16 protein-coding genes are annotated in these 25,473 nt (G+C 73.3%); 2 read left to right on the forward strand and 14 right to left on the reverse strand.

What is annotated here, in order from left to right; genetic code table 11:
* Positions 1–9 precede the first annotated feature (9 nt).
* The 3 genes from OG452_RS10690 to OG452_RS10700 are packed head-to-tail and all read right to left on the reverse strand — an operon-like array spanning position 10 to position 5,494.
* A complete protein-coding gene (locus tag OG452_RS10690; protein ID WP_327295379.1) occupies positions 10–1,404 on the reverse strand; it encodes a vWA domain-containing protein in 1,395 nt (464 codons plus the stop codon).
* Positions 1,338–3,758: a serine/threonine protein kinase gene (locus tag OG452_RS10695; protein WP_327295380.1), complete on the reverse strand. Its 2,421-nt coding sequence runs from the start codon at positions 3,756–3,758 to the stop codon at positions 1,338–1,340. The genes OG452_RS10690 and OG452_RS10695 overlap by 67 nt, the downstream gene beginning before the upstream one ends.
* Positions 3,755–5,494, reverse strand: a complete 1,740-nt coding sequence (locus tag OG452_RS10700) for a S1 family peptidase (RefSeq protein ID WP_327295381.1) — start codon at positions 5,492–5,494, stop codon at positions 3,755–3,757. Before OG452_RS10700 ends, OG452_RS10695 begins: the two co-directional genes overlap by 4 nt.
* Positions 5,495–5,586: 92 nt before the next feature.
* Between OG452_RS10700 and OG452_RS10705 the strand changes: the two genes are divergently transcribed.
* The gene (locus OG452_RS10705) at positions 5,587–5,913 is read left to right on the forward strand and encodes a trypco2 family protein (protein ID WP_327295382.1); all 327 of its coding nucleotides are present in this window, start codon (positions 5,587–5,589) and stop codon (positions 5,911–5,913) included.
* Positions 5,914–5,952: 39 nt separating this feature from the next.
* Here OG452_RS10705 and nudC read toward each other — a convergent pair whose 3' ends face one another.
* From nudC to OG452_RS10730, 5 genes are all read right to left on the reverse strand, one after another.
* On the reverse strand, positions 5,953–6,858 hold the full coding sequence (gene nudC / locus OG452_RS10710; protein ID WP_327299586.1) for an NAD(+) diphosphatase: 906 nt from the start codon (positions 6,856–6,858) through the stop codon (positions 5,953–5,955).
* Between the two features lie 180 nt (positions 6,859–7,038).
* The gene (locus OG452_RS10715; RefSeq protein ID WP_327295383.1) at positions 7,039–8,433 is read right to left on the reverse strand and encodes a dipeptidase; all 1,395 of its coding nucleotides are present in this window, start codon (positions 8,431–8,433) and stop codon (positions 7,039–7,041) included.
* Positions 8,434–8,443: 10 nt separating this feature from the next.
* On the reverse strand, positions 8,444–11,809 hold the full coding sequence (locus OG452_RS10720; RefSeq protein WP_327295385.1) for an ATP-dependent helicase: 3,366 nt from the start codon (positions 11,807–11,809) through the stop codon (positions 8,444–8,446).
* Positions 11,810–11,871: 62 nt separating this feature from the next.
* Positions 11,872–15,213: an ATP-dependent helicase gene (locus OG452_RS10725; protein WP_327295386.1), complete on the reverse strand. Its 3,342-nt coding sequence runs from the start codon at positions 15,211–15,213 to the stop codon at positions 11,872–11,874.
* Positions 15,214–15,420: 207 nt separating this feature from the next.
* Entirely contained in the window at positions 15,421–15,780 is a 360-nt protein-coding gene (locus tag OG452_RS10730) for an MGMT family protein (RefSeq protein ID WP_327295387.1), read from the reverse strand.
* 221 nt (positions 15,781–16,001) lie between these two features.
* Between OG452_RS10730 and OG452_RS10735 the strand changes: the two genes are divergently transcribed.
* Complete coding sequence (locus OG452_RS10735) at positions 16,002–18,842, forward strand: flippase-like domain-containing protein (RefSeq protein WP_327295388.1); 2,841 nt, start codon at positions 16,002–16,004, stop codon at positions 18,840–18,842.
* 54 nt (positions 18,843–18,896) lie between these two features.
* On the opposite strand, the gene OG452_RS10740 is transcribed toward OG452_RS10735, so the two are convergent.
* From OG452_RS10740 to OG452_RS10765, 6 genes are all read right to left on the reverse strand, one after another.
* Positions 18,897–19,406, reverse strand: coding sequence for a hypothetical protein (locus OG452_RS10740; protein WP_327295389.1), 510 nt, complete (start codon positions 19,404–19,406; stop codon positions 18,897–18,899).
* A 184-nt stretch (positions 19,407–19,590) separates the two neighbouring features.
* Complete coding sequence (locus OG452_RS10745; protein WP_327295390.1) at positions 19,591–20,715, reverse strand: PP2C family protein-serine/threonine phosphatase; 1,125 nt, start codon at positions 20,713–20,715, stop codon at positions 19,591–19,593.
* A gap of 206 nt (positions 20,716–20,921) precedes the next feature.
* Positions 20,922–22,100: an adenylyltransferase/sulfurtransferase MoeZ gene (gene moeZ, locus OG452_RS10750; RefSeq protein ID WP_327295391.1), complete on the reverse strand. Its 1,179-nt coding sequence runs from the start codon at positions 22,098–22,100 to the stop codon at positions 20,922–20,924.
* Positions 22,101–22,162: 62 nt separating this feature from the next.
* Positions 22,163–22,984 (reverse strand): spherulation-specific family 4 protein, encoded by an 822-nt coding sequence (locus tag OG452_RS10755; RefSeq protein ID WP_327295392.1) that lies wholly within the window; start codon positions 22,982–22,984, stop codon positions 22,163–22,165.
* Positions 22,972–23,934 (reverse strand): NAD-dependent epimerase/dehydratase family protein, encoded by a 963-nt coding sequence (locus tag OG452_RS10760; protein WP_327295393.1) that lies wholly within the window; start codon positions 23,932–23,934, stop codon positions 22,972–22,974. Before OG452_RS10760 ends, OG452_RS10755 begins: the two co-directional genes overlap by 13 nt.
* A gap of 154 nt (positions 23,935–24,088) precedes the next feature.
* Entirely contained in the window at positions 24,089–25,252 is a 1,164-nt protein-coding gene (locus OG452_RS10765) for a hypothetical protein (protein WP_327295394.1), read from the reverse strand.
* Positions 25,253–25,473 lie beyond the last annotated feature (221 nt).

Below are 25,473 nucleotides of genomic sequence, written 5' to 3' on the forward strand. Positions count from 1 at the left end.
CCGCGCCTCTCACCGGTGGCTCTTCGTGTAACTGGCGCGGATCCGGGCGGTCTCGATGTCGAACCGTCTGATGCGGGCGTGCAGCTCCACCTCACCGTCCGCACCGGGCTCGACCAGTTTCTCCAGGTGCCCCCGCATGGCGTCGTCGCCGACCTCCACTGCGAGCTGCCAGGCCCGGCCGAGGGCCCGGCGTGCGGCCCCGTGGTCATGGGCGCGCAGCGCGGCGCAGCCCTCCTCGAAGTACCGGACCAGGTCCTCCTGGTGCAGGAAGTGGCCGACGTGGGGGTGCACCCTGCTGTACAGGCCGTGGTCGCCCGACCAGCGGACCACCACGGGCCGGGACGGCGGCAGTCCGACCGGTGGCCGGGCAGCGGCGTCCCGTACCAGCTCCACCTCGGTGAGCATCAGCTCCGCGCCCTCGGCCCCGGCGGTGTGCCGGGCGCTGAGCGAGAGCAGGTACGAGCGGGTCTCGTCGCCCCAGGGTTCGGTGGCGAACTCCCGCAGGAACTCGGTCTCCTCCACCGGCCGCAGCGTCCGCCGCGTCGGGTGGACCTGTGCGATGGAGCGCAGTTCGGCGTTGTCACTGCGGTAGAGCCGCAGCCGCAGTCCGGTGAGGTCGCGCTCCGCCGCCTGTCTGGTGAGGTCGTGCAGCCTGGCGGGGAGCGGGCCGGTCGGGTCGGTCTCCTCGAAGGCGTGCGCCGTGCCGTTGAGGCCGGTGGTGATCAGGAGCAGCTCACCGGTGTCCCAGCCGTCGCCGATGCCGATCGCGTCGCAGGTGAACTGCCCGGCGCAGTCCGCGATGGCGGCGGTCAGCTCCTCGCGGGACTCGTAGCCCGGTTCGTTCCTGCCGTCGGTGAGCAGCAGGGCGTGGCGTACGAAGTCGGCGCCGCCGCCGGGGAGTCCGGCGAAGAGCTCCCGGGCCCGCCCCAGCCAGCTGCCGATCGCGGTGCCGCCGCCCGGGTGGCAGGCGCGCAGGGCGTCCTCCGCCGCCCGCCGGCTCATGTCGTCTGCGACAGCGAGGGTGCGCCCGCCGGGCGGCTGCTCCGGGTAGACGGTGGCGGGCCGGTCGCGGCCCGCGACGACCGCGAAGTACGCGCCGTCGGGCACGGCGTGTACGGCGGCGGCCGCCGCGTTCCTGGCGGTCGCCATCCGGGTGGGCGGGTTCACCATCGACGACGAGTGGTCGATGAGGAACACCACTGCGTGGCGGGGTCCCTGGTCGGGCGCCGCCGCCCGCCGGGTGTCCGGAGCGGCCGGGCGCCGGACGGTCACGGTGACGACGGCGTACATCCGCGCCTCCTGTCCCGGGTCCGGCACCGGCAGTTCGGGGACCTGGCTCACTTCGAGGAAGACCGCGGGCTCAGCCGGTCCCGGATGCGCTGCCGGTGTGCCTTCCCCAGCCATGGGTGCCTCCTGTCGTGGCGGAAGCCCAGCGGGCGGACGCTGTTGGCCCGGTCGATGAGGGCTTCCGCGATCTCGTTGCTGTCCGGCAGGTCGGAGCGCCTGGCCTGGTCGGCGAGGCCGCGGTAGAGCAGGGAGAGCATCTCGGCCAGCTCCTGGGGGCTCTCCGGGGCCGTCAGGCGGCTGTCGAGCTGCGCCGTGAACTCGGCCGGCGTCCGGTGCGGGACGCGGGCCAACACCGTCTCCCAGAGCTCCGTCTCCAGGCGTTGGCGGGCCCGGTGGTCGGTCAGGCCGTGCTCGTGGAAGAGCGGTCCGAGCCGGTGCAGGGCGTCTTTGAGCGCGTCGTCGTCGGGTGGCGAGTTCCGGGCCCGGGCCGCCTTGATCCGGACGATGGCGGTCCGGGCCGCGGTCAGATGGCGCGAGTGCGCCGGGACGAGTTCCAGCGCGGCCAGGGCACCGGCCAGCCCCTCGCCCCGGTCGGCACGGGTGGCCGGGCTGCCGGTGGCGGCCACGGTGGCGGTGGCGGGCGCGGTACGGGAGTCATCCGCCGTACCGATGCCGTCCGCCGTACCGGTGCCGCCCTCCGTGCCGGTGCCCCCCGCCGCCGCGTCGTTCGCCGCGGCCAGCAGTACCCGGGCGCACCCGAAGGCCGCGCCGCCGAGGGAGTGGTTGCGGCGGCGGACCGCGTCGTAGAGCCGCAGCGCCTGCGGCCACTCCCGCCGGCGCTCCGCGCAGTAGCCGAGCGCGATCTTGGGCGCGTACTCGCCGGGGATCGCGTCGTAGATGGCGTCGAACCGCAGGCCCGCGCCGTCGGTGTTCCCCGCCGCGAGCGCCAGCAGGCCCAGATGCCAGTCGATCCGCCAGTCGTACGGGGCCCAGCCCGGGGTGATGGAGCGCCGGGCCCGGCTGATCTCCGCGTACGCCCGCCTCAGCGGCCGGGTGTCGTCGGCTGCGACCGCCAGCGCCAGGTACAGCCGGCAGCGCAGCAGATGGAGTTCGGCCGAAGGTTCCCAGCCGCTGGTGCGCTGGAGCAGCGCGGTCGCGTCGTCCTCGGCGAGCCGGCCGAGCCGGGGCGCGTTCCGGTCGTGCGGGTCGGGCTTCGGTACGGGCAGCCCGCAGGCCATCTCGCCCGGTTCCGGCGGCACCGGGCCGAGGGGGGCCGGGGGTGCGCCGTTCGCCCAGTGGCCGAGCGGGGGCGGTGAGCCGATCGCGCCGTCGAGGGCGTGGGCGGACTGGACGAAGACGGGGGACGGCTCGAAGGACTCCTGGGAGGTACGGAGGGAGCGCAGTTCGCGCAGCACCCCGCGGAGCTGGAGCGCCATCTCGTCGGCGGTGGCGAATCTGGCCCTGCGGTCGGCGTGGGTGGCGCGGTCCAGCGCCCTGCGCAGGGACTCGGGCCCCAGCCCCCGCGCGGGCGGCGCGGCGGCGCTGAGTTCGCGCAGGGTCACGCCGAGGCTGAACAGGTCGTCCTGGAAGCGGGATTCCCCGTCCGGGCCGACGCCCGGCGCGAAGTAGCCGGGGGTGACCGGCCCCTCGGCCCGCTCCTGACGGACGCTCCCCACGTCGACGATCTTTATCTCGGTGCCGCAGTGCATGACGTTGTGCGGCTTGAGATCGCCGTACACCTTGCCCTTCTGCTGATGGAGGTAGCTGAGGGCGTTCAGGATGCGGATGCCGTAGCCGAGCACGAACTCGTGGAAGCGCACTCCGCCGAAGGCGTCCGGATCGTTGACGACCCGGACTCTGACCTCCTCCAGGGTCAGCCCGCTGGCGTATTCGAGCACCAGGAACTCGCCCGCGGGGTCGTGGCTGCCGTAGTTGAACACCCGGATGAGATCGGGGTGGTTGAGGGCGACGAGCTCCTGGCGTTCGCTGCGCATCGCCTTCTCGTTGAGCCTGATGTCCTCGCGGCGCGCGCTGGGAGGGCCCCCGTCGTTCCCGTCGTGCTGCTGGTGCAGGAACTTGACCGCCACGGGGCGGTTCTCCAGCCGGGTGTCCTCGGCGAGATGCACTTCGCCCATGCCTCCGTACCCGATGCTCCTGATCAGCCGGTACTGCCCGGCCAGCATCCGGCCGGGGCCGAGGCCCAGCCTCCGCAGCCGGCCGGTGTCGTACGGGACGGCCACCGTGGCCACGGGCCGCACCTCGGGGAGTACCAGCGGGTCGTGGTCCTTCTCCGGGGGCGGGAGCAGCACAGCGGCGGCGGCCGGAGCCGCGGGCTGCTCCCGGCGCGGGCCGGGCGGCCGGGCGCCTCCGGCGTGGTGGCCGGTCGCGGAGTCGACGCGTCTGCCGCTGCGCTGGCAGTAGCCGGCGGGGGTGATCCGGCTGCCGCAGCCGGGGTGGGGGCACGGGGTCAACGGGTCCGCTCCTCTCCGGCGGCCGCGGTGCCGTTGTCGGCGTCCCGCCGCTGAAGGGCCTCTTCCGGGCCGGGGCCGCCGTCCAGCCGCGCGTGCACGGTCGTCACGAACGCCGCCACCGCCCGCTCCACGTCGTCGAGGCTGCTCGGCCCCTCCGTCAGCAGCTGCTGCGCCCGCCGGTACTGGTCCACCGCCACGGCATCCTCGGCCCGCTGGTGGTCGGCGAGCCGGGCCTGCCCCGCGGCGAGCAGACCGCGCAGGTCCAGCATCCGGTCGAGGGCGGCGCGCAGCCGCTGTTCGACGTCTTCGGCCCGCAGCAGCGCGCTCAGTACGGACTGTTCGGCGTACGACAGCATCTGCAGCAGCGCGGCCACTCCCGCCTCGCCCTCCGCGGGCGCCACCTCCTGCGCCTGTGTCCGCTCCAGTTCGGCCGCGAGCTGCGTCGTCCACAGCTGGGCCCGGGCGCCGTGCCGTGCGGGCGGTGCCGGCAGCCCGGTGACGCGCGGCTCCAGCCTCCGGATCAGGTCCCTGATGGTGCGCTCGGTGCCGGAGAGCCTGTCCGCACGGTCCGTCAGCCGCTCAAGCCACTGCGCTGCGCGTCCGGCGGGCAGCAGCTCACCGGTCAGTACGGGGGCCGGGCCGTGCAGTACGAGCAGGAGCCTGGACCCGCGGTCCGTCAGCCGGCGCAGCAGCCCGGCCGTCTCGCCGGGGTCCGCGGCCGCCCGGTCGGGCAGCGAGACGACGACGGAGGTCAACTGCCGTGGTGGCTGCGGGTCCAGGTCCTGGGCGAGCTGCTCCCGGGAGCGCCCGGCCGCGGCCACCGCCAGGCTGATGCTGCCGCGGCGCGGGACCGCGGGACCGCCGGGCCGGCTGCTCGCCGTGGCCGAGAGCCCGGGTGACCGCTCCCGGTCGGCCAGGCCCAGGGTCGTCCGGAGCGCGACGTCGGCCTCCTTGTCGTCCTCGCGCAGGAAGACGGTCTCGATGTCCCAGCTGTCGTCGTCACCGTTCAGCCAGCAGGTCAGGGTCTGCTGGAGGCCCAGCGGGCGGCCGGTGCGCTGGTCTCCCGGTGCCACCGACAGCCGGGGCGGAATGACCTGCGGACCTGTCATGTGGTGTTCCGCGACGAGCCGGAGATGGCCGGCGATGGTCGCGGCCGGGATCATATAGAAGTGGAAGAACGGGCTCCGGTCCGCCGGGGTGTCGTACACCGCGACCATGATCCCGAGCAGCCGGCCGGTCCCGGCCTCGGTGACTCCGGCGCCGCTGAAACCGCGCGGGTCCGGGTCGTGGAAGTCGACCGGGTTGATCTGCACCCACTCGTCGCCGTGGCCCCCGGGCCCCTTGAGCACGGCGTCCACCCAGAGCCCGCCCGAGCGGTGCCTGGGAAACCCGTCCACCGTCACCCGGGTGTCGTACGGGGCGGGGTCGCGGTGGAGTACGGCCGTGGAGGTCACCGGGGCGGGCTCGGTGAGCCGCAGCAGCGCCAGATCCCCTTCGTCGCGCCCGTACCGCTCCACCCAGTGGCCTTCGACCACCCGCGCCGAGCGCGACACGCCGTTCGGCTCACCGCCCAGGACCGGGAACTCGACCCGTACCGGCTCGGTGGGGCCCGGCACCACATGGGCACAGGTCAGCACCAGGTCCCGGCCGAGCAGGACTCCGGCACCGAGCACCTCCCCCGGCTCGCCCCCGGGCAGCTCCGCACGTAATCGCAGCCGCCAACTCTGTTGATCCATAAGCGCGTTGAATCCTATCGGCTCCCCCTCCATGCTTCCCCAGAGTAGGGGCAGGGCGCGACAATGGGACCCGGGCTGCACAAGGGGGAGCAATGAATGACGGGACCGGAGCCGCACCAGTGGCGGGGCTGGCGGACCTGATCAGCCAGGTCAGGTCCGAGCTGGCGGAGGCGCAGCGCCGGATCGGGGACAGCACGCTGCGCCTGAGCGTGGAGCGGGTGACGCTGGAGATCGCGGTGCAGGTGAGCCGGGAGGCCGGCGGCGAGGGGAAGCTGCGGATCGGTGTGGTCACCGTGGGCGGCAGCGGGTCGGTGACCCGTGACAACACCCACCACATCAAGGTCGAACTGCAGCCCCGCAACGAGGACGACACCCCGGGCTGGATCCCGGTGGGCCGCCAGGGCCACCAAGGCCACTGACGCCGTCCGTCTGCGGGGCTGCTCCGTACTCCTGCCAGGTCAGGCCAGCGGCTTCGGCAGCGGCTTGCCGTACCAGAGCTCCACCAGCCGGGCCGCGATCGAGATACCGGCCGGGGGCAGCACATCGCCGGACTCGATCGCCGACCGCAGGTCGTCCCGCGAGAACCAGCGGGCCTCGCTGATCTCCTCGCCGTCCACGGTGATCTCGGACGTCGTGGCCTGCGCCATGAAGCCGAGCATCAGACTGGACGGGAAGGGCCAGGGCTGGCTGGCGATGTACTGCACCGAGCCGACCGTGACACCCGCCTCCTCGAACACCTCGCGCCCCACGGCGGCCTCGATGGACTCGCCCGGCTCGACGAAACCGGCGAGCGTGGAGAACCGGCCCTCGGGCCAGTGCACCTGCCGGCCGAGCAGCGCCCTGTCCTGCTCGTCGGTGACGAGCATGATCACGGCCGGGTCGGTACGCGGGTAGTGCTCAGCCCCGCAGGCCTGACAGCGCCGGATGTGACCGGCGGCGGCGATGACGGTGCGCTCGCCGCAGCGGGAGCAGAACCGGTGCAGCCGCTGCCAGTTCTCCAGCGCCACCGCGTGCACCAGGAGTCCGGCGTCGAGCGGCGAGAGCAGCAGCCCCGCCTCGCGCAGCCCGGCCGGCCGGGCGGACTGGTCCATCCGGCCGGGGAGGGTGTCCTTCTGGAGCGCGAAGTACCGGACTCCGTCCGCGTCCGTGCCGAGGAAGTAGCGGTGCTCCTCGGTGAGGGGGGCCTCGAACGACGGGGTCTTGAGCAGTTCGGTACGGCCGTCGGACGTCTCGTCGATCAGCGCCTGGCCGCCGGAGACCACGAACACCCGGGTCGTCGGGTGGCTCCAGGCCGCCGCGAGCCACGCCTCGTCGAGGCGGTGGTGGGCGGCCCGGTCGACGCCGCTCGGGTCCGTCAGAGCGATCGGCCGGTGCGGATCCGTTGCGGTACTGGCCTCCTCGGAACGGGCCCCGTCGGCAGGGCCGTCGGTGGCCCCGCCGTCAGTGGTCCCGCCTTCGCTCGCGCGGCCTTCGGTGGCATTGCTGAAGTTGCTCACAGGTGCTTCCAACTCCCCCTCATGACTGGGTGGTTCGGTTCGGCGTTCTCATCGCAGGGCGGCGGCCATATCGCCCCACAGATGGGCGGTGGTCTCCACGCCCTTGAAGAGCAGGCCGAGTTCGACCTTCTCGTTCGGTGCGTGCCAGCCGTCGGACGGCACGGAGATGCCCAGGAAGAGCACCGGGGCGCCGAGGACGTCCTGGAGATCGGCGGCCGGGCCCGAGCCGCCCTCCCGGGTGAAGCGGATCTTCTCGTCGAACGCCCGGCCCATGGCCCGTACGACCGACTGGAGCGCCGGGTGGTCCAGCGGGGTCAGACACGGGCGGGTGCCGGCGCTGAACGTGATCTTCTGGCGGATCCCCGGCTCCGCCCGGCCGGCCGCCCACTCGGTGACCAGCTTCTCGGTCCGGACCGGGTCCTGTCCCGCGACCAGCCGGAACGAGAGCTTCACCATGGCCGATGACGGGACGACCGTCTTGCCGCCCGCGCCCTGGTAGCCGCCGCCGATACCGTTGACCTCGGCGGTCGGGCGGGCCCAGATCCGCTCCAGCGTGGTGTGGCCCCGCTCACCGGCCGCCGCACGGGACTTGGCGGTACGCAGCCACTCGGCCTCGTCGAAGGGCAGCTCCGCGAAGAGCTCGCGCTCGGCGTCCGTGAGCTCCGCGACACCGTCGTAGAAACCGGGGACGGTGACGCGCCCGTCGGCGTCGTGCAGCGCGGCGACCAGCCGGGCCGCCGCGGTGGCCGGGTTCGGGACGGCGCCGCCGAACGAGCCCGAGTGGATGTCCTGGTCGGGGCCGTCGAAGGTGATCTCGCACTCGGCGAGGCCGCGCATTCCGGTGCAGACGGTCGGGGTCGTCTCGGACCACATACCGGTGTCCGAGACGATCACCACGTCGGCCGCGAAACGCTCGGCCCACTGCTCGACCAGCGCCCTGAAGTGCGGGGAGCCGGACTCCTCCTCGCCCTCGACGAGGAGCTTGAGGTTGACTGCGGGGGCGGTGCGGCCGGTGGCGGCGAGGTGGGCCCGGACTCCGAGTGTGTGGAAGAACACCTGGCCCTTGTCGTCGGCCGCGCCCCTGCCGTACATCCGGCCGTCCCTGACGACCGGCTCGAAGGGGTCGGTGTGCCAGCCGTCGCCGGCCGCCGCGGGCTGGACGTCGTGGTGACCGTAGACGAGGACGGTCGGCGCTTCCGGGTTGTCCGAAGGCCACTCGGCGAAGACCGCGGGGGCGCCGGGCGTATCGAGGATCTCGGTGACCGGGAAGCCGGTCTCCTTGAGTTTGGCGGCCAGCCAGTCGGCGCTGCGGCGTACATCGGCTGCGTGCTCCGGCTGCGCCGAGACGGAGGGGATACGCAGCCAGTCGGCCAGGTCTTCGAGGAAGTGCCCTCGGTGCTGGTCTATGTACGTGCGGACGGCGCTGTCCGGGGTGTCGCTCATGCCGTCGAGCCTAACCGGCCGGTCGGGGTGGCTCGCCCGGTGGATCTCCCAGCATGATCCGCTCCAGACCGGCCCGGCCGGGCAGCGGTGTGGGCCTGATCACTTCTCCGGTCCGTACGTAGAGGAACGCGGCCGTGACCGAGGTGAGCGGGATGTGGTGCTGCTCGGCCCAGGCCAGGCGGTAGACGGCCAGCTGGAGCGGGTCGGCGGTGTGGGCCCGGTGGGTCTTCCAGTCGACGATCTCGTAGGTGTCGCGGGAGGTGCGGTAGACGGCGTCCATCCGGCCGCGGATCACCCGGCCGGCGAGGGTGAGCGTGAAGGGGGCCTCGACCCGGTGAGGCGTGCGCCCGGCGTACGGGGTGCGCTCGAAGGCCGCCTTCAGCTCGGCCAGATCGCGCTCGTCGGCGATCTCCGGCTCGTCGTCGTCACCGCCGGGCAGCTCGTCGGGGCCGAGCATGGGCAGCGGCAGTTCCTCGAAGCGCGACTCGACCCAGGCGTGGAAGCGGGTGCCGCGGCGGGCGGCGGGCTGCGGGGGGCGCGGCATGGGACGGGCCAGCTCGTGCGCGAACGCGTCGGGGTCCTCGGCGAGGCGCAGCAGCTGGGTGGCGGTGAGGGTGAGCGGTACGGGGACGTCGCGCACGGTGCGTCTGGCCCGGAGCAGCTCGTCCGTGAGGGCGTCGAGGTCGCGGTCCCAGGAGGTGATGGTGCGGGCGTCCTCGGGGGTGAGCGGGGTTCGGGCGTGGGGAACGGACGGGGTGTTCAGGTGATCCTGGTCGGCCACCTCGTTGAGCTGGTCCAGGACCAGTTCGGCCGCTGCCCTGCGGCGGTGCAGGGACGTCTCGTCCAGCGGCAGGGGCCAGGCCCGGTCCGCCGCCGCTTCCCGCAGCGCCGGGTTCTCCTCGTCCTCCTCCGGGGCGTCCGCCCAGACCTCCGTCTCGCCGTACCCCGCCGCGCAGTGCTCCTGGAGCGCGAGCAGGAAGTCCGACGGGCCGCGCGGGCGCTTCTGGCTCGGGCCCCACCAGTGGGCCGAGCCGAGAAGCAGCGAGCGGGGCCGGGTGAACGTGACGTAGCCGAGGCGGAGTTCCTCCGTGTGCTGGTGGGACTTCATCGCCGCCTTGAATGCGGCAAGACCCTTGGCGTCCCACGCGCCGACCCCGGGGAGCGTCGCCGCGTCGCCGCGCAGCGCGTGCGGCAGCACCTTCGGCTGCGCCGTCCACGCCTCACGGGACTGCTCGCTCGGGAACTGCCTGGCCACCAGGCCCGGGACGGCGACCACATCCCATTCGAGGCCCTTGGACTTGTGGGCGGTGAGGACCTTCACGGTGTTCTCGCCACCGGGCAGCGCGTTGTCCAGGCCCTTCTCGTACTGGGCCGCGGTCCGCAGGAAGCCCAGGAAGGCCAGCAGGCTCGCCTCGCCGTCCAGCGACGCGAAGCCGGCCGCTATGTCCAAGAAGTGGGAGAGGGTCTCCCGCCGGCGGGCGGCCAGGGCGTGCGGGGAGGCCGAGAGCTCGACCTCCAGGCCCGTCGTGGCGAGCACCCGGTGCAGTACGTCCATCAGCGGCTCGGCCAGCGAGCGCCGCAGATCGCGCAGTTCGGCGGCGAGGCGGGCGAACCTCACCCGGGCGTCCGCGGAGAACGGAAGCCCGTCGTCCGTCCGTCCGCCGCCCGGCCCGTCCACGGAACCCGCCTCCGCGCCCCCGCCACCGGTCAGGAACGTGTCCAGCGCGTCCGCCAGCGAGACCACCTCGGCCGGGTCGACCCCTTCGACGGCCTCGGCGAGCCGCTGGTCCGGGTCGGCGCCCTCGTCGCCCGCCGCACTGTCGTACCGCACAAGCAGCCGCGCCCGGCGGCCCAGCAGCGCCAGGTCGCGCGGCCCAATCCGCCAGCGCGGCCCGGTCAGCAGCCGGACCAGCGAAGCGTTGGCCCCCGGGTCCTGGAGCACCTCGCAGACCGCGACCAGGTCGGCGACCTCGGGCAGGTGCAGCAGTCCCGAGAGGCCGACCACCTCGACCGGCACGTCCCGCGCCACCAGCGCGCCCTGGATCTCCGCGAAGTCACCGGCGGTACGGCAGAGCACCGCGATCTCGCCCGGGTCCTTGCCCGTACGCACCAGATGCGCGATCGAGTCCGCCAGCCAGCCGATCTCCTCCTCGTGCGTACGGAGCAGGGCGCACCGCACCATGCCGTCCCGCTCGGCGCCTGGCGCGGGCCGCAGCGCCTCGACGCCCGCATGCATCGCGCGCAGCGGCGCCGCAAGGCCGTTGGCCAGGTCGAGCAGGCGGCCGCCGCTGCGCCGGTTCTCACTCAGCGAGAAGCGGGTGGCGGGGCTCCCGTCGGCGTACGGGAAGTGCTCGGGGAAGTCGTCCAGATTGGCGACGGAGGCGCCGCGCCAGCCGTAGATCGCCTGGCAGGGGTCGCCCACGGCGGTCACCGCATGGCCGCTGCCGCCCCCGAAGAGGCCGGAGAGCAGCAGCCGCTGGGCGACGGAGGTGTCCTGGTACTCGTCGAGCAGCACCACCCGGAACTCGTCGCGCAGGATGGTGCCCACCTCGGGCCTGGTCAGCGCCAGTTCGGCGGAGAGCGCGATCTGGTCGCCGAAGTCGAGCAGATCGCGGCTCCGTTTGGCCGCGCGGTAGCGGTTCACCAGATCGAGCAGTTCGCGGCGGGCCCCGGCGGCCTCCGGGACCTTGCGCAGCTCCGCGTTGGTCAGCTTGGCGCCCTCCAGCGCGGCCAGCAGCCCGGTGTCGTACGTACGCAGCGCCTCCGGGGCCACCAGATGCTCGGCCAGCTCGCCGTCCAGCGCCAGCAGGTCGCTCACCAGCGAGGAGAAGGACTTCGTCAGCGCCGGATAGGGCCCCGGTGCCTCCTTGAGCACCCGCGCGGCCAGCTGGTAGCGGGTGGCGTCTGCGAGCAGCCGGGAGGACGGCTCCAGGCCGATCCGCAGCCCGTGGTCGGTGAGCAGCTGTCCGGCGAAGGCGTGGTACGTCGAGATGCGCGGCTCGCCCGGCGAGTAGTACGGATCGGCGCTCTCCGTCGGCACGGAGGGGTGGCGGCCGTTTGACGATCCCGGCGGGCCGGTACCGAGGGCGTCCGGGTCGGTGACGCCGGCGCGGACCAGTGCCTTGCGGACCCGCTCGGCCAGCTCGCCCGCCGCCTTGTTGGTGAAGGTCAGCCCGAGCACCTGCTCGGGCGCGACCTGGCCGGTCCCCACCAGCCACACCACCCGCGCGGCCATCACCGTGGTCTTCCCCGATCCGGCTCCGGCCACGATGACCTGCGGGGCGGGCGGCGCCGTGATGCAGGCCGTCTGCTCCGGGGTGAAGGGGATGCCGAGAAGCTCCTTGAGCTGCTCGGGACCGGTGATGCGTGGGGTCACCTCAGAAAGGCTAACGGCGCCCTGTGACATTCGAAGCCGGGCACCGCGCGGCCGGGCGCCCGTCACTCCACGATGTGGCGCCCCTCGGGCAGGGCGCTGCACGAGGCGCGGAACGCGCAGTGTGTGCAGTGGCTGCCCGTCGTCGGGGTGAAGCGCTCGTCCAGCACCTTTCCGGCAGCGGTGGCCAGCAGGTCGCCGACCCACTCCCCCGTGAGCGGCTCCTGGGACTGGACCTTGGGCAGCGCGTCACCGCCCTCCTTCTTGGCGGCGGCCTGCCGCAGCTGTACGAGTTCGGCGCCGCCCGCCTCGGGGCGCCGGCCGCCGAAAGCCTCGTCCACCGCGCCCTCGCGCACCGCGAGCTGGTACACCGCGAGCTGCGGATGGCGGGCCACCTCGTCCTTCGTGGGCGCCTGCTTGCCGGTCTTGAAGTCGACGACGTACGCACGGCCCTCGGCGTCCTGCTCGACCCGGTCCATGGAGCCGCGGATCCGGACCTGGTACTCACCGGCCTCCAGGGTCACGTCGAAGGGGTGCTCGGTGGCGGCCGGGGCGCGGCCCGCACGGTCCATGACGTGCCAGCGCAGGAAGCGTTCCAGCGCGGCGCGGGCGTTCTCCTTCTCCTGGCCGGACTTCCAGGGGGCGTCGAAGGCGAGCGAGTTCCAGACCGAGTCGAGCCGTTCCATGAGGACGGCCAGGTCGGCGGGGGTGCGCCCGGACGCCACCTCGTCCGCGAGGACGTGCACCACGTTGCCGAAGCCCTGGGCGGCGGTGGCGGGCGCGTCCGCCTTCACCTCGCGGCCCAGGAACCACTGGAGCGAGCAGGTGTTCGCGAGCTGGTCCAGCGCGCTGCCGGAGAGCGCGACCGGCTGCGCGGGGTCGCGCACCGGGACCGCGGAGTGCGTCGGCTCGTACAGCCCCCACCAGCGGTACGGGTGCGCGGCGGGCACCAGCGGCTGGCCCTCCTCGTCCGCGAGCGCGGCCAGCCGGGCGAGCCGGTGGGCGGCGGCCTCGCGCAGCTCGGGGGACGCCTTCGGGTCGACGGTCGTGGCACGTAGCTCCGCGACCAGCGGGGCCACCGCGAGGGGGCGCCGGGGGCGGCCGGTGACGTCCTTCGGCTCCACCCCCAGCTCGGTGAGGAAGCGCGACGGCTGGTCCCCGTCGTCGGCCGGCGCCTTCACCGCGGTCACGACGATCCGGTCGCGGGCGCGGGTGACCGCGACGTAGAAGAGCCTGCGCTCCTCGGCGAGCAGCGCACCGGGGCTGAGCGGTTCGGCGAGCCCGTCGTGCCCGATCCGGTCCGCCTCAAGGAGCGAGCCGCGCCGCCTGAGGTCGGGCCACAGCCCTTCCTGCACACCGGCGACGACGACCAGGCCCCACTCCAGGCCCTTGGCGCGGTGCGCGGTCATGAGCTGGACCGCCTCGGGGCGCACGGTCCGCTTCGACAGGGTGTCGGCGGCGATGTCCTGGGCGTCGACCTCTTCGAGGAAGTTCAGCGCGCCGCGCCCACCGGTGCGTTCCTCGGCGCGGGCCGCGGTGTCGAAGAGCGCGCAGACGGCGTCCAGGTCGCGGTCGGCGTTGCGCCCGGCGGCGCCGCCCCGCAGCGTCGCGCGCTCCAGGCGCCGGGGCCAGCCGGTGCCGCTCCACAGCTCCCAGAGGGCCTGTTCGGCGGTGCCGCCGTTCTCCAGGAGCGCGCGGGTCCTGGTCAGGAGCTTGCCCAGTTGCTGGGCGTCCCTGGCGTACGCCGGGTCGTGCGCGATCAGCCGTCCGGGCTCGGCCAGCGCGCGGGCGAGCAGTTCGTCGGACGGCGCGGGCAGCCGGTTCCCGCCCGCCCGTTCCTCGTCGCGCAGAGCGCGGCCGAGCCTGCGCAGGTCGGCGGTGTCCATGCCGCCGAGCGGTGAGGTGAGGAGCGCGATGGCCGCATCGGTGGTCAGCCGGGCCGCGGGGGCCCCGGCCGCGGGGGCGTCAGCCGGGTTCTCATCGCCGGAACCACTGCCGGCCCGGTCCAGCGCCGCCTCCGCCACCGCCCGCAGCGCCGTCAGCAGCGGGGTCACCGCGGGCTCATGACGCAGCGGTACGTCGTCGCCCGCGATGTCCAGCGGGACCCCGGCCGAGGTCAGCGCGCGGCGCACCGCCGGGATCGAACGGCCGCCGGCACGGACCAGGACCGCCATGTCGTTCCACGGCACGCCCTCCTCCAGATGGGCCCGGCGCAGGATGTCCGCGATGTTGTCCAGTTCGGTGCCGGCCGTCGGATAGGTGTACGCCTCGACCCGGCCCCCGGCCCGTACCGCCGAGAGCCCCCGGTGCGCGCGGACCTTGTCGGCGGGCAGCCGGGGCAGCGGCATCCGCTGGGTGAGCAGCCGGGTCGCCGTCAGCAGGACCGTGGCGGAGCGGCGTGAGGTGGTCAGCACCTCGACCGGGGCCGGGCAGCCGTCCGTACGGGCGAAGGCGTCGGGGAAGTCCAGGATGCCGTTCACGTCGGCGCCGCGGAACGCGTAGATCGACTGGTCCGGGTCACCGAACGCGACCAGGGTCCTGCCGCCGCCCGCCAGCGCGCGCAGCAACCGGACCTGGGCCGGGTCCGTGTCCTGGTACTCGTCGACGAAGACCGCGTCATAGCGGAGATCGGCGCGTTCGGCGAGCGGCACCGCGCGGTGCACCAGCTCCGCGTAGTCGACGACGCCCTGCGCGTCGAGGACGTCCAGGTACTCGGCGAGGAACCCGGCCGCCGCGTGCCAGTCGGGGCGCCCCGTGCGGTCGGCGAACGCGGCCAGGGTCTCCGGGCCGAGGCCCAGCTCCCGGCTGCGGGCGAGCACCGCGCGCACCTCGTCGGCGAAGCCGCGCGTCGTCAGGCAGGCCCGCAGCTCGTCGGGCCAGCGGATCCGGCCCAGGTCGATCTGGCCGGCCAGCAGTTCCCGTACCGCGACGTCCTGCTCGGGTCCTGACAGCAGCCGCAGTGGTTCGGCGAAGAGGTCGGCGTCCTGGTGGGCGCGGACCAGGGCGTAGCAGAAGGAGTGGAAGGTGGTCGCCTGCGGACCGTAGGTGCCGACCCTGGATCCGGCACCGGACACCCCGGCACCGGGGAGCGGTCCGTGCCCGCCGCCCTGGATCCGTACGGCCATCCGGTCGCGCAGCTCCACCGCGGCCCGGCGGCTGAACGTGAGGACGAGAATCCGTTCGGGGTCCGCCCCCTCGGCGATGCGCCGGGCCACGGCCTCCACCAGCGTGGTGGATTTGCCCGTGCCCGGCCCGGCCAGGACCAGCAGCGGCCCGGTGCGGTGATCAACCACCGCACGCTGCCGTGCGTCCAGTACGGGTGGATCGACCGTGCCCGGCGGGGTGCGCACCAGTCGGTACGCGCCCGGGGCCCGTTGCCGTACCCGGTGGGAAGTGGAGGTGCTCACGTGGATCGCCGGTCCTGGAAGGGGTGCGTGGGTGTGCGGACGGGAAGAACGGGTGCGGAGTGTGCGCCGCGGTGCCCTGGGTGCCCCGCCGACGCTACGCCGCCCGGCCGGGTGACCGGGACGACTGTGGCCGGGACGACAGCGACCGGCGACTGTACTCCGTACGGGTCTCAGACCACCCGCGGGAGGGCCGAATGGCGGAAGCTGTCAGACATGAGCCCCGTCGCCGCCGTCCCACCGCGCCCGCCGCATGTCCAGGCGCGGCAGGTGGCCGTCCGCTTCCCGCGCGGCCCGCGACGCGTCCCGCAACGGGGTGGACTCAGCGCGGTAGTGCTCCAGCGCCCGCACCTCGTGGCCCGTGAGCAGCGCACCGTCCGAACGCACCACTCGCCACCACGGGGCTCCGCCGCCGTAGAGGGCCATCACCCGGCCCACCTGGCGCGGGCCACCCTCTCCCAGCCATTCGGCTATGTCCCCGTACGTCATCACGCGGCCGGGCGGGATCAGCTCCGCGACGTCCAGCACCCGTTCCGCGTACTCCGGCAGCTCAGCACTCACCCGGCCCATCCTGCACCACAGCACCGACAACGCGCCGGGCCTGCCACAGAGCGGGCCATTTTCCACAAAGGGGCCCTGATGCCCTCCCCGGCCGCCCGGACATGCCACCATCGTCCGGGCGGTGGCCGGGCTTCCCGGGAGCAGCGCCCGGCCGCTCTGCCCACGGGCCCAGCACCCCGAGGTGGAGCGCAGTGATACGAGACAAGAAGGAACCGACGGAGGGGCCAGGCGTGCAGGAGCCACCGGAGGCGGCGAACGCCCCCGACTCCGAAACCCCTCCGGGCGGACCGGAGACGGGCCCGGGGCGGGGCGACGGCCCGGGCCGCCAGGGCCGGCCGGGGGCTGACCCCGGCGCGGCCGACGGTACGGAATCCGGGCCCGGATCACACCCGGAGCCCGGATCGCAGCCCGCCACCGGATCGCAACCCGGCCCGGCCGCACCGCCCGCCACCGGATCGCACCCCGGCCCGGCCGCACCGCCCGAGTTCGGCGGGTCGACCCCCATCGACCGGGTCTCCGGCGACGAGCCGCTGCTCGCCGCCCGGGTGCACCGCCCGTCCGATCTGCTGCGCCTGCTCACCGGCATCCTGGCCATCGCGCTGGTCCTCGCCATCGCCGCCTTCGCCCACGGCACGACATCCGGGCTCGCCCAGGACATCCACAACGGAACCGTCCAGACCCCCGATCTGCTGCTCAAGCTCGCCGGTCTCTTCTCGTCCATCGCCATACTGATCCTGCCGGTCGCCTTCGCGATCGAACGGCTGGTCAAACGCGACGGCCTGCGGATCGCGGACGGCGTGCTGGCCGCCGTACTCGCCCACGGCGCGGCGCTCGCCACCGACCTCTGGGTCGCCAAGGCCGCACCCAAGTCGATCACCGAGGCGCTCACCCAGTCCCTCGCCAACGGCACGCTGACCGACCCCGTGCACGGCTATCTCGCCCCCGTCATCGCCTATATGACGGCAGTCGGCATGGCCCGCAGGCCGCGCTGGCGGGTGGCGCTCTGGGTGGTGCTGCTGGTCAACGCCTTCGCTGTGCTGGTCGGCCGGCAGACCACCCCCTTCTCGATCATCGTGACGATCCTGCTGGGCTGGACCGTCGCCTACGGCACGCTGTACGCGGTCGGCTCGCCCAACGTCCGCCCGACCGGCCGCCAGCTGCTCGCCGGGCTGCGGCACGTCGGCTTCAATCCGATCAGCGCGATGCGCGCCGAGGACATCCCCGACTCGGCTGAGCAGGGCGACCGGGGCCGCCGCTACTTCGTCACGCTGGAGGACGGCGGGCCGCTCGATGTCACGGTCGTCGACCGGGAGCAGCAGGCGCAGGGTTTCTTCTACCGGGTGTGGCGCCGTCTCACCCTGCGGTCCATCTCCACCGGCCGCTCCATCCAGTCGCTGCGCCAGGCCCTGGAACAGGAGGCGCTCCTCGCGTACGCGGCCATCGCCGCCGGGGCCAACGCACCGAAGCTGATCGCCACGTCCGAGCTGGGCCCCGACGCGGTGATGCTCGTGTACGAGCACACCGGCGGCCGCTCCCTCGACTCGCTGCCCGACGAGGAGATCACCGACGAGCTGATGCGGAACACCTGGCGGCAGATGCAGGCCCTGCAGTCCCGGCGCATCGCGCACCGCAGGCTCGTCGGCGAAGCGATCCTGGTGGACCGGGCGGGCCGGGTGATCCTCACCGATCTGCGCGGCGGCGAGATCGCCGCGAGCGACATCGTGCTGCGCATGGACATCGCGCAGCTGCTCACCACGCTGGGGCTGCGGGCCGGGGCCGAGCGCTCGGTCGCGTCCGCAGTGGCGGTCATCGGACCCGACAAGGTGGCCGACAGCCTGCCGCTGCTCCAGCCGCTGGCGCTGAGCCGGTCCACCCGGGCGACCCTGCGCCAGCTGGCGCGCGAGCGGGCGCAGCGCGAGCGCGAAGCCGTGATCGAGGCGTCGGAGACGGCGAAACGGGCGAAGGCCGGGCCCGAAGCGGAACCGGGCGACAGCCGCAAGGCCGCACGTGCCGAGAAGAAGGCCGAGAAGGAGGCCATCGACGACGCGCTGGACGGAGCGCGTGAGGAGGACCTGCTCTCGCAGATCCGCCACCAGGTGCTGCTGATCCGTCCGCAGGCGCACGCCGAACCGGTACGGCTCGAACGCGTCAAGGTCCGCACCCTGTTCACGGTCATCGCCGGGTCCGTCGCCGCGTACTTCCTGCTCTCGCAGCTCGCGAACATCCCCTACCACCAGCTGATCACCACCACCCGCTGGGGCTGGGTCGCCCTGGCGGTGCTGTTCTCCGCGGTGAGTTACGTGGCGGCGGCGATGAGCCTGCTCGGCTTCGTACCGGAGAAGGTGCCGTTCCTGCGGGCCGTGTCGGCGCAGGTCGCCGGGTCCTTCGTGAAGCTGGTGGCGCCCGCGGCGGTCGGCGGTGTGGCGCTCAACACCCGTTTCCTGCAGCGCGCGGGCGTGCGCCCCGGGCTCGCGGTGGCCAGTGTCGGTGCCTCGCAGCTCTTCGGGCTCGGCAGCCACATCCTGCTGCTGATGATCTTCGGCTATGTGACGGGCACCGAACAGACCCCGTCGCTGACCCCGTCCCGTACGGTGATCGCCGGTCTGCTGACGGCCGCGGTGCTCGCCCTGGTGGTGACGGCGGTGCCGTTCCTGCGGAAGTTCGTTGTCACGCGGGTGCGTTCGCTGTTCGCCGGGGTGGTGCCGCGCATGCTCGACGTACTTCAGCAGCCCCGCAAGCTGGTCACCGGTATCGGCGGGATGCTGCTGCTGACCGGCACGTTCGTGATGTGCCTCGACGCCTCGATCCGGGCCTTCGGCGGCGGCTCGACCATAAGTTACGCCAGCATCGCGGTGGTCTTCCTGACCGCGAACGCGGTGGGCTCCGCCGTACCGACCCCCGGCGGGGTCGGGGCCGTCGAGACGGCGCTGACCGGTGCGCTGATCATCGCTCACGTCGACCCGGGGACCGCTGCTGCCGCCGTGCTGCTCTTCCGGCTGCTGACGTTCTGGCTTCCGGTGCTGCCCGGCTGGCTGTGCTTCAACTATCTGACGCGCAGGGGGGCGCTCTAGGAGGCCGTCCGGGGCGGGAGCGGGGGCCGGCGGGCCCGCGGTCCGCGCCGTCGTTCAGGCGCCCTGCGTCCGGCTCCGCTCCAGCGTCCGCAGGATCAGCCACTGGTCGCCCCACGCCATCGCCGTGCCCAGTACGGCCATCACCACACCGATCAGTACGCTGCCGGCGGCCGCCCCCACAGCGAATCCGGCCAGCCCCAGCGCACCCCGGACCGCGAATCGCAGCGCGACCAGGCCGACCGCCAGCAGCCGGGTGCGCTTGTTCTTCCAGAGCGCCCGCATGAAGCGCATCCGGGTCCGCAGGACCGTGAGCGAGAGCGTCAGGTTCAGCACGGCGACGACCGGGATCAGCCAGTACGCGACGGGGTAGGCCCGGGCGATGTCGAAGACCCCCGCGAAGGTGCCGACGATCGGGAAGTACCAGTTGGGCAGCGGCTTGATCTCGACCGGGGCGGGTGCGGCGACCGGAACGGGCGCGCTCGGCGCCGTGTTCTGCTCCGTAATCCGCGACGTGCTCTGTGCGGTGCTCTGTGCGGTGCTCTGCTCCGTGCTCACTGCGGTCATTTCCGGTTCCCCCTGAGGCTTCGTTTCCGACACGAGAAGCTTCCCGCGCCGGGTGCCTCCGGCGGCAGAGCGAAGAGTCCGCACTCCGGCAGGACAAATGTCCCGGCCCCGCGGCGAGCGCGACGCTCGAAGTGCGGCCCGTACGGGCCCCCTTGTGTCCCTTGTGCCCCGGCCCCGGACCGGCTCAGCGGGCGGCGATCACCATGATCGCCGCGTCGTCCTGGAGCCGCCCGCCGACGTACCGGTGGAGATCCTGCTCGATCTCCCGTACCAGAGCGGCCGGTTCCAGACCGGTCCAGTTCTCCAGCCGCCGGGCCAGCGGATAGAACACCCTGCGGCCGTCCCGGGCCTCCGTGACCCCGTCCGTGAACAGCAGCAGCCGGTCCCCGTACGGCAGTCGCGTCTCCACGACGGAACGCGCCCGTTCCCCGTCGGGGACCAGGAAGCCGAGCCCCAGCGGCAGTCCGGCCTCCCCCAGACCGACCTGCCGCGCACCGGAATCGCAGACGGCGAACGGCTCCAGATGACCGCAGTTGACCAGCCGCATCCGCTGCCGGTCCGGCGCGAACTCCACGAGCAGCGCGGTGACATGGCGCGGCTCCTGGCCGATGGTCTCGGCGTACTCGTTGTAGCGGTCCAGTATGTTCTCCATGCGCCGGGTCAGCTCCGACAGTCCCGGCTCCTCGTATCCCGCCACCCGGAAGGCGCTCAGCACGGCCGCGCCCGCGTTGATCGCGTCGAGCCCCTTGCCGCGCACGTCGGCGACGAGCACCCGGGTCCCGAACGGCGACTCGATCAGCTCGTACAGGTCGCCGCCCACCCGCGCGTACTCGTCCGCCGCGAGGTAGGCCCCGTACGCCTCGAAGTCCTTGGTGCGCAGCGGGAACGGCCGCAGCAGCGCGAGCTGGACGGCCTCAGCGGCTCCGCGGGTCCGCTCCAGCAGAGACTGGCGCTGGGAGCCGAGCCGCGCGATCAGCAGCGCGAGCATCCCGACCGTCCAGGTAGCGGCGAGCACGACGGCCATCTGCGCCGGGTTGTGCTCGTGCGGTGCGAACAGGGGGTACGAGACGGCGATGCTGATGCCGGCCAGGGTGGCGAGCGCTGCCGTGGCCAGAACGCTCAGCACGAGGGCCCCCACGAGCGGGACCAGACTCGCGAACAGCACCACCCGCAGGTCTCCGGGGGTCACGGACTCCACGCCCACGATCACGGCCAGCACAACGAGCAGAAACACCAGGAACAGGGCACGCTCCCTGCGCGTCGTGTCCCGCTCCACGAGCAGACGCGTAAGGCTGCGGGCGAGCGGCATGGGCAGATCCCATCTGGCGGATGGCGGATATGCGGCTTTTGTCGACCCTCTCTCACAGTAGCGCCGACCCGACGGCAGCACAGCGGCACAGCCGTGCCCGGGAGCACGGAACAGAAGCGGGGGCGCACAGAAGCGGGAGCGCGCAGAAGAAGGGGCGGCCCGCACATCCCGTGCGGGCCGCCCCTTCGACGCAGTGGTGCTCCGGTCTAGTAGACCGGCTTCTCCGGCTCGATCTGGTTGACCCAGCCGATCACGCCGCCGCCCACGTGGACGGCGTCCGCGAAGCCCGCGGACTTCAGCACGGCCAGTACCTCGGCCGAGCGGACACCCGTCTTGCAGTGCAGGACGATCTTCTTGTCCTGCGGGAGGTCCGACAGGGCGGTGCCCATGATGAACTCGTTCTTCGGGATCAGCTTCGCGCCCGGGATCGAGACGATCTCGTACTCGTTCGGCTCACGGACGTCGATGATCTCGATCTTCTCGTCGGTGTCGATCCACTCCTTGAGCTGCTTGGGAGTGATCGTCGAACCGGCCGCCGCCTCCTGGGCCTCCTCGGACACGACGCCGCAGAAGGCCTCGTAGTCGATGAGCTCGGTGACGGTGGGGTTCTCACCGCAGACCGCGCAGTCGGGGTCCTTGCGGACCTTGACCTGGCGGTACTGCATCTCCAGGGCGTCGTAGATCATCAGCCGGCCGACCAGCGGCTCACCGATGCCGGCGAGCAGCTTGATCGCCTCGTTGACCTGGATGGAGCCGATCGACGCGCAGAGCACGCCGAGCACGCCGCCCTCGGCGCAGGAGGGGACCATGCCGGGCGGCGGCGGCTCCGGGTAGAGGCAGCGGTAGCAGGGCCCGTGCTCGGACCAGAAGACCGACGCCTGACCGTCGAAGCGGTAGATCGAGCCCCAGACGTACGGCTTGTTGAGCAGCACGCACGCGTCGTTGACCAGGTAGCGGGTGGCGAAGTTGTCCGTGCCGTCCACGATCAGGTCGTACTGCGAGAAGATGTCCATCACGTTCTCGGCTTCGAGCCGCTCCTCGTGAAGGATCACATTCACCAGGGGGTTGATCCCTAGAACCGTGTCCTTGGCCGACTGGGCCTTGGAACGGCCGATGTCGGCCTGGCTGTGGATGATCTGGCGCTGCAGGTTCGACTCGTCGACCTCGTCGAACTCCACAATGCCCAGCGTGCCCACACCGGCAGCGGCCAGATACATGAGGGCGGGCGAGCCGAGGCCGCCCGCGCCCACGGCGAGCACCTTGGCGTTCTTCAGCCGCTTCTGTCCGTCCATCCCCACGTCGGGGATGATCAGGTGGCGGGAGTACCTGCGGACCTCATCGACGGTGAGTTCAGCAGCTGGCTCGACCAGGGGTGGCAGCGACACGGGGACTCCGTTGGTCGGTATCTACGTACGATGGTTCTTCCGTAACACTGCCACGCCCCTCCTCATTCCGAGACACCAGGTCCGATCCGCGAGACGATTTCGTCCCAGTAGCCGGGCAGTGCCTCGAATGGGGCGCTCTCCTCGGGCCGGCCTGTGACGGAGCCGTCGGCAGCGCCCTCCGCCCCGCCGGTGCGATCGGTCTCGCCGGTGCGGTCGGCGCGATCGGTCCGGTCCGTCCGGTCCGTGAAGAAGATCGTGCCCGCCCCCTGCCAGCGGGCGATCCGGACGGCTTCCTCCAGATGCGTGCGCGGGACGCCGTGCACGAAGTGGGCGAACCGCGACGGGTCGTAATCGGCCGTCCACTCCGCCACCTGCGACCAGCGGTAGTCCGTCCAGGGGCCGCTGAAGGTGACCAGCTGGTCGGCGGTCTCGGCGTATCCGGGGTACGGGTGCACGCCGTGTCCGAGTACGAGACGGCCGCCGAGCCCCGCCACCGACCTGAGGGCATCCGCGATCCGCCGGGTCTCGGGCAGGTCGGCGCGGTCGGCCGGGGCCCGGTCGAGGAAGAACCCGTCGGTGCGGTACCAGTCGGCGAACCGGTGGGCCTCCGCGATCAGTTCCCCGAAGGTACGGGTGCCATGGGCCATGTCGAGATGGCCGAGCACACGCGTGCCCGCGTTACGGAGCCGGCCCGCCGCCGCCAGGCAGTGCGGGTCGGGCCGGGTGCCGGGGCCGTTGGCGACGTTGAGGACGACCCAGTGCAACGGCGTGCCCGGGCGCGCCAGTTCGGCCCACTCGACCGGCGCGACCAGCGGGTGCGCGTACCCGGGTACGCCGAAGCCCAGCTCGGCCGAGAGAGTCGCGCCCGGGGTCAGATGCGGCATGCCGCCTCCATCCAGATATCGGCGAGCGACTCCTCCAGATTGATGCGAGGGCGCCAGCCGAGCCGGTCACGGGCGGTGCGCACGTCCGCCTGCTGCCAGCCGCCGCAGCCGTCCGGGTACGGGGACGGCGCGGCCAGATGGTCCATGACCGGCTCGGAGGGGCGCGGCGCGACCAGGCCCGAGTGGCGGTGCTGGGGCGCGTCGAGCTCGTGGAGCGTGCCGCCGAATCCGGCGACCCTGGCCAGGACTGCGGCGGCGTCGCGCAGCTTCACCGCGTGGCCCGTACCGATGTTGACGACGCCCTGGGCGGCGGAGAGCGACGCGGCATGGACGGCGCGCGCCACGTCCCGGACATCGACGAAGTCGCGCTGGACGCCGAGCCCGGAGAGCTTCAGCTCCTTGTCCCCCGCCTGCATCGCACGGCGCATCGCCTCGGCAAGCCGGCCCAGCGGGGAGCCCGCGGGGGTGCCGGGACCGACCGGTGAGAAGACCCGCAGGACGATCGCGTCGAGGCCCGAGTTGAGCACCAGCTCGCTGGCGGCCAGCTTGGAGACCCCGTACGGGCCGCCGGGGCGCGGGACCGCGTCCTCGGCGGTGGACGAACCGGGCTGGCTCGGTCCGTACTCGGCGGCGCAACCGAGCTGCACCATCCGCGCGTTGCAGGTGCTGCGGCGCAGCGCCTCGCAGACGGAGGCGACGGCGACGGTGTTGTGCCGGGTCAGATCGCGGGCGCCGCCGCGGGTGGCTCCGGCGCAGTTGATGACGACCCCGGGGTGCACGGCGTCCAGGAAGCGGGTGAGCGCTCCCGGGCTGCCGCTGGCGAGGTCGAAGCGGACGTCGGCGTCGTCGCCGCGTCCGAGGGCCGTGAGGTGCACGGCGGGATCGGCGAGCAGGCGGTCGGCCACATAGCGGCCGAGATATCCGTTGGCTCCGAGCAGCAGCACCCTCATCGCGCGGCCGCCTCTCGGTACCGACGGGACGGTGCTGGAAGGTCGGGGCTCATTTTTCGTTCTCCTTACTGAGGTGTTGCCGGGTGGTCGGCCCGCGGCGTCGGCTCCGCGGGAGTTTCGGGGGCGGCGGTCCGGCGGGTGGCCGGCCGCCGCTTCAGGCGTGCGCCGAGGCACGGGAGAGTGCGGCGGTGGCGTGCACCAGCAGGGCGAGTGCCACCGCTCCGCAGACGACGGCGGATACGGCTGCCGCACCCAGGGCGTCGACGGGCGCGGCGATGAACCGGCAGCCGGGGAGGCGGCCGATGAGGACGGACGCAAGGGCGAGCGCCTCCCCGGCGCAGGCGGATGCGAGCGCGGCGGCCGCGCCGTCGGGGAGGCCGTGGACGGTGAGCAGCCGGGAGATGAGGAGCAGCACGGCGAGGGCCGCGGCTCCCGGGCTGAAGCCGGGGACCAGCAGCAGGCCGGCGGGAACAGCCGCGTAGAGCAGGGTGACGGCGACCACGAGCGGCCTGGTGTGCGCCGCGAACTCCGCGGTGCCGCGGCTGGCTGCGAGCTTCCGCCCGGCCAGTCGCGCGAAGAGCCGCACACACCAGGCGGCGGGCGCGACGGCCACGGCGAGACCCGTGACGGCGATCCCGGACAGCGGCCACGGTCCGTCGGGGCCGCCCCGCAGGAACTGGTCGAGGAGTCCGTCGCCGCAGAGCGCGTAGCCGATCAGCCAGCAGACGTACAGGCGCGCGGCCGGCACCGTACGCCCCCTGGCGCACAACGGGCCCCGGCGCAGGGTGACGGCGAGGGCGAGCCCGGTGAGGGCCGTCCCGGCCGCCTCGGCCGCGAGCCTGCCGCCGCCGTGGGTCAGCCCGGCCACGATGGCCGTCGCGACGGCGCAGGCGCCGGGCAGCAGTCCGTCGAAAGGGGCGCGCGGAACGGCTGCCGGAGTGCGCGCCGGTTCGGCACCGTCGGCGTCCGCGCCCCGGGGGACCCGGGCGTACAGCTCGTCGGCGAGCGAGAAGACGTCCCGGTGCCGGAAGCGGGCGGCCGTCCGGTCGGTGATCCCGTGCGCTTCGAGACCGGCGGCGATCTCCAGCGGGTCGACGGCCTGCTCGCACAGTTCGCGGTGCCGGTGCATCAGCGCCCGTACGGGGTCGGCGGGACCGCGTACGCCTTTGCGCACCGGGGATTCGGGCAGCCCGGCGGCTTCGCCCGACACGGCCCCGGAGCGGTCGTCCCAGACCTCGGCGCGGGCGGGCGGACGCGGCCCACCGGGGGGCTGGGGTCCGTCGAGAGGCTGCGGTCCGGTGGTACGGGGGGTGCTCATACGGCGACCTCTCGGCGCTGGCAGGTGCGTGGGGGCCGGAGTCTGCGTGGGGGCCGGAACGGGAGATGGGAGGACACGAGGCCAGGCCCGCGCCGAGGCGCGCACTCGGCGCTGAACCTGAGCCGGAGCGTGCGCCGGAGCGGCCCGCAGGGCGTGCCGGGATCCATACCGGCCGTGCCTCCATCGTCACCACAGACAAACGCGCTCCGGCGTACGCCCCC

The organism is Streptomyces sp. NBC_01197, from assembly GCF_036010505.1.
Lineage (GTDB): Bacteria > Actinomycetota > Actinomycetes > Streptomycetales > Streptomycetaceae > Streptomyces.